General features: G+C 48.3%; 5 protein-coding genes, 1 pseudogene and 1 riboswitch. All 6 genes and pseudogenes read right to left on the reverse strand.

The window, feature by feature from the left end; all coding sequences use genetic code 11:
- Nucleotides 1–371: 371 nt before the first annotated feature.
- Nucleotides 372–1,775, reverse strand: coding sequence for an NCS2 family permease (locus AC1DUA_RS29340; RefSeq protein ID WP_477503112.1), 1,404 nt, complete (start codon nucleotides 1,773–1,775; stop codon nucleotides 372–374).
- 141 nt (nucleotides 1,776–1,916) lie between these two features.
- A riboswitch (purine riboswitch) is annotated at nucleotides 1,917–2,017 on the reverse strand.
- Nucleotides 2,018–2,106: 89 nt separating this feature from the next.
- Nucleotides 2,107–3,421, reverse strand: a pseudogene (guaA, locus tag AC1DUA_RS29345) (glutamine-hydrolyzing GMP synthase).
- A gap of 165 nt (nucleotides 3,422–3,586) precedes the next feature.
- Nucleotides 3,587–4,042 carry a hypothetical protein gene (locus tag AC1DUA_RS29350; protein ID WP_477503116.1) on the reverse strand — a complete coding sequence of 152 codons (456 nt, stop codon included), beginning with the start codon at nucleotides 4,040–4,042 and terminating at the stop codon, nucleotides 3,587–3,589.
- Entirely contained in the window at nucleotides 3,957–5,870 is a 1,914-nt protein-coding gene (locus AC1DUA_RS29355) for a transglutaminase-like domain-containing protein (protein WP_477503113.1), read from the reverse strand. Before AC1DUA_RS29355 ends, AC1DUA_RS29350 begins: the two co-directional genes overlap by 86 nt.
- Nucleotides 5,857–7,071 carry a DUF58 domain-containing protein gene (locus AC1DUA_RS29360; RefSeq protein ID WP_477503114.1) on the reverse strand — a complete coding sequence of 405 codons (1,215 nt, stop codon included), beginning with the start codon at nucleotides 7,069–7,071 and terminating at the stop codon, nucleotides 5,857–5,859. The genes AC1DUA_RS29355 and AC1DUA_RS29360 overlap by 14 nt, the downstream gene beginning before the upstream one ends.
- Nucleotides 7,072–7,082: 11 nt before the next feature.
- A partial coding sequence (locus AC1DUA_RS29365) for an AAA family ATPase (RefSeq protein ID WP_477503115.1) occupies nucleotides 7,083–7,446 on the reverse strand: 364 nt, incomplete at its 5' end.

Consider the following 7,446-nt stretch of genomic DNA (forward strand, 5'->3'; position numbering starts at 1 on the left):
TCCATAATAGTTGACGATTGCTCGCCTTTATTCTGAATGCTTAATAGCTCATTGACTTGCTAGCGAGATTATAAATAATCTCTTATTTTTGAACGATTTCTCGTTCRTGCTTACTCACTCGTTGTTCAGTTTTCAAAGATCAATTTCTTCCTTATTCATCCATCGCCTTCAAAAGCGACCTGATCAATATACCACATCAGCCTATTCGATTGCAAGAACTTTTTTTCAGTTACTTTCGTTCTTTCGTTCGACCGCCGAAGCGACAAGAAGTAATATAACAAATACGCAAAGGCATTGCAAGTCTTTTTATAATTGTAAAATATGGTAACAAAAAAAGCCCCGGCGCGTAATGCACCAGAGCTTAAAGCTTTTTAACCTTGACTTCCTATAAAGATGTAACGAGCTAGAACAAGAATCGCTAGAACCCACATGAGCCAGTGAATGGAATAACGCTTCTCACTTTTGCCACCCAAGTTCGCTGCTGCTGCCAATACCACATAAGTAACGATACCAAAGGAAATACCATTCGCAATATTGTAAGTGAAAGGCATCAATACAATAGTAAGGAACGCTGGGATCGCGATAACGAAGTCTTGGAAGTCAATCTCACGAATCGATTGCACCATCAGAACACCAACAACGATTAAGGCAGCCGCAGTAGCGGAACCAGGAATCAACATCGCAATTGGAGCGAGGAATAGAGCAAGCAAGAAACATACGCCCGTAGTCACGGCCGTCAAACCAGTACGTCCACCCTCTGCTACACCTGCTGCGCTTTCTACAAATACAGTAACAGTACTTGTTCCAACTAATGCACCACCGCTAACACCGATTGCATCAACAAACATCGCTTTACCTACACGCTTATTGCCTTCTTCTTTATTCTTCATAATTCCAGCGCGACTCGCTGTTCCAACCATCGTGCCAAATGTATCAAACAACTCAACGAACGTAAATGTAGCAATAACGGAAACGATCCCCGTTGTCATAATCCCTGCAAAATCAAAGTCACCAAAACGAAGCTTACTTAAATCCGGAACCCATGTCGTATCTGCACTTGATAAGGCACCCAGATTAACCATACCCATGAAGTAGCCAATAATTGTAGTAGCCAAGATACCGAACAAAATTGCACCGCGAATGCGCAGCACCATAAAAATGGAAATCAACAGAATACCAACAATCGTTAGAATAACGCTTTTATCTTCTAATGAACCCATATGAAACACCGTTTCAAATGAAAGAACATCTGTAAATTGATGTGCCTTGATATCTTTGCCGCTTTCTACAGCAACAGTAAGAATACCGCTGTTTTTGAAACCAATCATGGCGATAAACAATCCGATACCCACCGTAATCGCATGCTTCAAGCCATCTGGAACAGCGACAAGGAGCATCTGACGAATTCTGGTCAAGGTTAAAATAATAAAGATGATCCCCGAAATAAATACAGCAGTTAACGCCATTGAAAACGTAAACTTACCTTGTGATGTCAAGATAATCGTTGCAAAATAAGCGTTCAAGCCCATTCCCGGCGCAAGAGCAACAGGAAAGTTAACGAATAACCCCATAGCAATCGTCATAACACCAGCAGCAATCGCCGTAGCCAAGAAAATCGAAGTCCAGTCTCCACCGGTAGCTCCCGATTTAAAAGCACTCAGCACATCTGGGTTGACTGCAAGGATGTAAGCCATTGTCATGAACGTAGTAATCCCCGCCATGATTTCTGTTCTTACGGTTGTGCCGTTTTGTTTCAATTTGAAAAAGCGATCCATTTTTCCTACTCCTCCTAAAACGAATGGTGGGAACAGCAAAAAACCCGGAATCATGTTGCCTGATTCCGGGTACGAAAAAGGAGCTTCCCTATGAGAGTTGCCCCTTCTATGCATAGCACAAAAAGTCGTAGTAACTCACACAGATTCCGTCCTTTTTTTCGTAGCCAGATCATTTGCGGTGATCTCGTAGAAACTCTCGGGCCAATCCCCAAGATTATACGAAAAACTGTTATCCATTTCACATTTTAGTGCGGAAATAACCCTTTGTCAATAAAAAAGACGAACGTTCCTGGGTTAAAATTTCCCAGAACGTTCGTCTTTTCCAATTTATCTATTCCCACTCAATCGTAGCTGGCGGTTTGGACGTAATGTCGTAGACAATACGGTTTACATTCTCAACTTCGTTCACGATACGAACCGAGATTTTCTCCAGCACATCCCACGGAATACGCGCCCAGTCGGCGGTCATACCGTCGATGGAAGTAACTGCCCGGATACCTACAGTGTAGGAGTAAGTTCTAGCATCTCCCATAACCCCAACGCTTTTCATGCCCGGAAGAGCCGTGAAGTATTGCCAGATCTCACGATCCAGGCCTGCTTTGGCGATTTCGTCGCGCAGGATGGCGTCGGATTCACGAACAATTTTCAACTTATCCTCGGTTACCTCGCCAAGCACACGAATAGCCAGACCAGGACCTGGGAATGGTTGTCTCCACACGATCGCTGCAGGAAGACCGCACTCTTCGCCCACTTTACGGACTTCGTCTTTGAACAAAGTTTTGAGCGGCTCGATCAGCTTGAACTTCATATCTTTCGGCAATCCGCCTACGTTATGATGCGATTTGATGGTTTGAGCTGTAGCTGTACCACTTTCTACGATATCCGTGTAAAGCGTACCTTGTGCCAGGAACGTAAAGTCGTCGAATTTGCTGGACTCTTCTTCAAACACGCGGATAAATTCGGTACCGATAATTTTACGTTTTTGCTCTGGATCGTCTACGCCGACCAATTTGCCGAGGAAACGTTCACGCGCATCGATTTTGACCACATGCATATCGAATTTTCCAACAAATGTCTCCATAACGCTTTCTGCCTCGCCTTGACGCAGCAAGCCATGATCAATGAACATACAAGTGGAACTGTACCGCATGGATATTACGTTCACGATTGCTCATTGCCGCAATTTCAAGGGAATCTGTGCTCGCTTCGATCACGAAACCTTCAGGAAGAACGGAAACGTGGTCGCCGTGGCTCATCCATACGGTTTGCTTCGCTTCCAAACCTTTCACGAGCGGACTTTCATTAGTAAACGAAAGATCTGCCTTACCATATTCACGCGTATGCGCGCGTTCAACTTTACCGTTCAATTGATGAGCAATAAGCTGCATGCCGTAGCAAATCCCCAAAATCGGAATCCCCAAATCAAAAATTTGCGGATCAACAGCTGGAGCTCCCTCACCGTACACGCTGGATGGACCGCCTGAGAACACAATACCCTTCGGCTGAAGCTCGCGAATTTTCTCAACCGTTGTATTGAACGGCAGCAATTCGCTGTACACGCCCAAATCACGAATTCGTCTAGCAATCAGTTGGTTGTATTGGCCTCCAAAATCTAAAACGACGATCATTTCACTCGGTTTACTCATTATCCGACCTCCTAATTTCATAGCGGTTGTACGTTTGTGGGGCTCCCCGAAAAGCAATCGGAATCAGCTACAAAACGTCTCTTCACTTTTTGGGGTACCCTTGTCCGCTTACCGCTATTTATAGGTACTAATTTTAAACATTAGGTACCTAGGATGTAAAGGGGTTTAATGTGTCTTTTGGATGGCTTTCCATATTGCCATAATTTCCCGCTTCGTATAATGCGAAGAATTGATGGCATCATAGCGGATGCTTTCATAGATTAAGGCGAACTTCAACAGCGCTTGTTTGTTTCCTTGATGCTTGAAACTCAAAGCTGTTACATAGTCTCTCACGGTTTGATCCTTAGGTTTGGCGCCATACTTGCGGAATAACTGGAGCCATAAACGATCCATATAAGGAATCATGGGATGAGGATTGTTTAAGCCGTGTTTGTAAAATGGAACGAGCGCTGCGTTAACCAAGAAACCTTTGCGCTTCATCAGAAGGACAACAGCCGCGAGCACAAGAAGGCTCCCTAGCAACAGAATGAGCAGGTTACGATTTGATTTCGCATAATCCATGACTGTATGTTTCGCAGCTTGCAGCCATTCGCTTGAATTCGCTGTAAATTTCCCCGGCACTGGAATGTATACCCGAGAATCCCGGCGTAGGTTCGAACGGTACCCAACCCATAGAAGGGAAATACACTTCCACCCAGGAGTGCGCATCCGAATTACGAACCAGTACTTCTTGAAGCTGATCCGCGCCACTATCAGCCGATTGCAGCGTTCCAGGCGCGAACCCTTTTACCCAACGAGCAGGTACGCCAACAGAACGCAGCATCACAACCATCGACGTTGAGAAATGATCACAATAACCAGTCTTATCCACGAACAAAAAGTGGCTGACAAAGTCCTCGTTGCGGCTTGGAGCCGTCGGCTTCTCAAGGCTGTATGTATAGGTGTGGCTCAAATACTGCTCAATCGCAACGGCTTTGGCATATGCCGTGGCCCGATTCGCTGTTATTTGCTCGGCAATGCTGCGTACCGACCTCGGCAATGTTGCTGGCAGCTGCAAGTACTCGCCTATCTCAGGCGGATAGGCTCCCATATCCGAGTTCAGCAAAGCGGGATCTTCCTTCACAGGCTGCACGGTTATTTTGTAATACGACAAAGGATCTGCAATTTCAGGCAAAACAACTTTACCGCTGAGCGTAGACTTCAGCAGGATGTCCGGTGATAACGGCTTCCCCTTCTCTGTCAGAAGAGAGTCCACACCAAGTAGATTGCCTCCTAAGAACAACTGTTTATTCGGTGACTTGTCACTCCACAAAACCTCTTGTGTAACAAGCCTTCCTGTACCTGTCTGAATAGGCGCTGTATACGGCTCAAGCGTTTGATTCGTTTGGGTCCAGCCTTTGCCGTCGTAGAAGTTTTTGGATTCCCCGCGCCAGTAAGTCAATTCTGAGGTTTTGGCTGTGAAAACCGGGGTCGTGTCTACTTGGAGTGGACCTCCTAAGGACGTATCATTTTGACCGTAGCCTGATTTGGCAAAAGTCCCCCCAGCATGTGTCTCCTCATTGTAAAATTCAAACAAGCGATCCGACATATACGCCCAGCTTACCGGCTTCATCAGAGGTTCCGGCTCGGCTTGCTTAGCCGAATACCATGCGGCTGCGGCTAGCACACCCACTATGGCTGTACTAACGGCCATCCATCTAAAAGCGCTGCCCGGACGAACCGAAGCAAAACCATAGGTTTGCTCAATTCTCGAAAGGTTCAGCAGCGCTAACAGAAGAAGTCCATATCCTATTGTGCGCATGATGCCTTGCACGGTATCCGCACCAAATACCAATTGTAGAACAACCAGATAAATCAACGTGGCGGCGACAAACCATAGGCTGTGCTGTCTCTGCAGCATGAGCGCCTGTATCACGGAAATAAGCAGCGACCAGCCAAGCAAAAAAAGCAAGGTCCTGAGTTCACCGCTGATGAGGTCGAAATGAGCTTGCACCAGATAGCTGGCATCCTGAACAATCGTTCCAACTAAATCAACAATCCACGTTCCGGTGATAAAGGTTTCACGGTTAAACATAAATCCGACGAAAAGCAGGATCAAGATGCCTTTGGCTGTCCATCCCCAAGCATATGGAACCTTAAAGCAATCTATGGCGATGCATAACGCAAAAACGACCAATATAGGGCCGGATTCAATCGACGTATCTGCCATCCATGCCAATGGATGGAGCCATTCTGAAATCAGCAAGAACAGCAAGAGAGAGATCAAGATGTCTCGGAAAAAGGTTTGGTGAATCGGCGATGCTGTGGCTGTGCCAGTCACTGTATTGGCGTGGAAGATGGGTCTCGATGGAATGGCTCCCGAAGGACTAGCAACCTCATCTACCTTACGAGATGATTTCGAAGATGGAAAGAGCATGCGCGAATCGCGCCGTGGTTCAAGCGGTTGCATCCGCGACACCTCCTTGTTTCGGCCACTGGCTACGCGGATGTGGTACTTCCGTGAAGCTGCAGCCTGCGGCCTGCAGCTGCGAAGCCCCCTCTCGCTCAGCGACCGAGAGGGAAGGCTTGGCGTGCACGTAAATCACGTGCACGGAACGGCGCCTGGTGCGCGCATCCGCAATCGCGCGCACCAGCGCCACATCCAGCGTCGATGTGATACACACCATCGACGCATCTGGCGGCAAGGCCGCCGCCTCTTTCCTGACGAGGTCAGGAAAGGCCATGGCGGGCTTGCCGCCCACGCTCGCGAGTACTTCGTACGCGAGCGTCAGGTCCGGGCGAATCGTCGGCGCGATTCGCTTTCCGTTCGAGCTGCTGGCGAAGCCGCAGCTCTCGCGCCCGCCAGCGGCGGCTTCGAAGAAGCCAGCCGCGAGGGCGACGCCCTTCTCCAGCAGCGGCTGAGCCGCTTCTGCTGGGCTCGCCGCAGGCGCCGCATCGAGCAGCAGCATCCGCTTCGCGGAGGCGGCCTGCTCGGGGTCTTTGGTCATCAGCCGGTTCAACCGGGCTGTGGATTTCCAGTGGATGCGGTGATAAGGATCACCGCTGGCATAGTCACGGATACCGCTGATTAGCGGTGTCTCCGCTTTGGGACCGCGGGCGGTAGGCACATCGCCGTCGTCCGCGTGGAAGGTCATGCCGGAGCGGCTGAGCGTATCCGCCTTCGGATAGACGACGCACCGGTGAATCTCATCTCGGTGCGTCCTGCGGACAGCAAAACCGAACATATCCCCGGTGACCGCTTCACAGCCGGAGAAGCGATAAACGCCGCGCATGAGGCTCGTTATTTTATAATGGAAACTTATCGTCGACTGAAACCATGGGAAAAGCAGCTTGCTGTAAATCAGCTGAGCCCCACTTCCTTCATGGACCCACGTTTCTTTGACGACCAGCCAAGGCATTGGCATCCGCGCACGATGCTCGATACCGAGGGTAATTGTGATATCTTCACCCGATACAAATACTTCTCCTGACAACTGTCGGTTGATCGACAGCCCTTTGAAAGCAAAGACATAAAAGAACCCCGCCTGAATCCATATCAGAGTCAAACAGATTCCTAAATACCAAGCCGCGAAACCGCCTTGCCAATAAACCAGCAGAACCGAAAGAACACACCCCACAAAGAGCAGCGACGTTTTACCCCAGCTTTTCATGAATGTGCCCCCTACTTCGACGAAACATAGCGAAGCACTGGAGTTTGTAAGGAAACTAATAGATCTGCTAGTATCCGTTCGACCGACTTACCGATCATCCGGGCTTCAGAAGTCAGAATAAGCCGATGCGCCCACACAGGCAGCACCAAATCCTTAATATCGTCCGGCACAACGAAAGTTCTGCCTTTCATATAAGCGGACGTTTGGGCTGCACGCATCAACGCGTAAGATGCTCTCGGACTTGCACCGAGGTACAAATCTGTATGTTCCCTTGTAGCTAAAGCAAGACGAACGATGAAATCTTTTAACGTATTATCGACATGAATCATAGCTGCTTCTTTTTGTAACTGCACAAACTCATCCTGCACAATAACC

The sequence above is a fragment of the Paenibacillus sp. 01T422 genome, from assembly GCF_056398785.1.

Coding starts and splice junctions, on each gene's coding strand:
- AC1DUA_RS29340 (WP_477503112.1), bottom strand. CDS start 1,775: ATGGATCGCTTTTTCAAATTGAAACAAAACGGCACAACCGTAAGAACA.
- AC1DUA_RS29355 (WP_477503113.1), bottom strand. CDS start 5,870: ATGCAACCGCTTGAACCACGGCGCGATTCGCGCATGCTCTTTCCATCT.
- AC1DUA_RS29360 (WP_477503114.1), bottom strand. CDS start 7,071: ATGAAAAGCTGGGGTAAAACGTCGCTGCTCTTTGTGGGGTGTGTTCTT.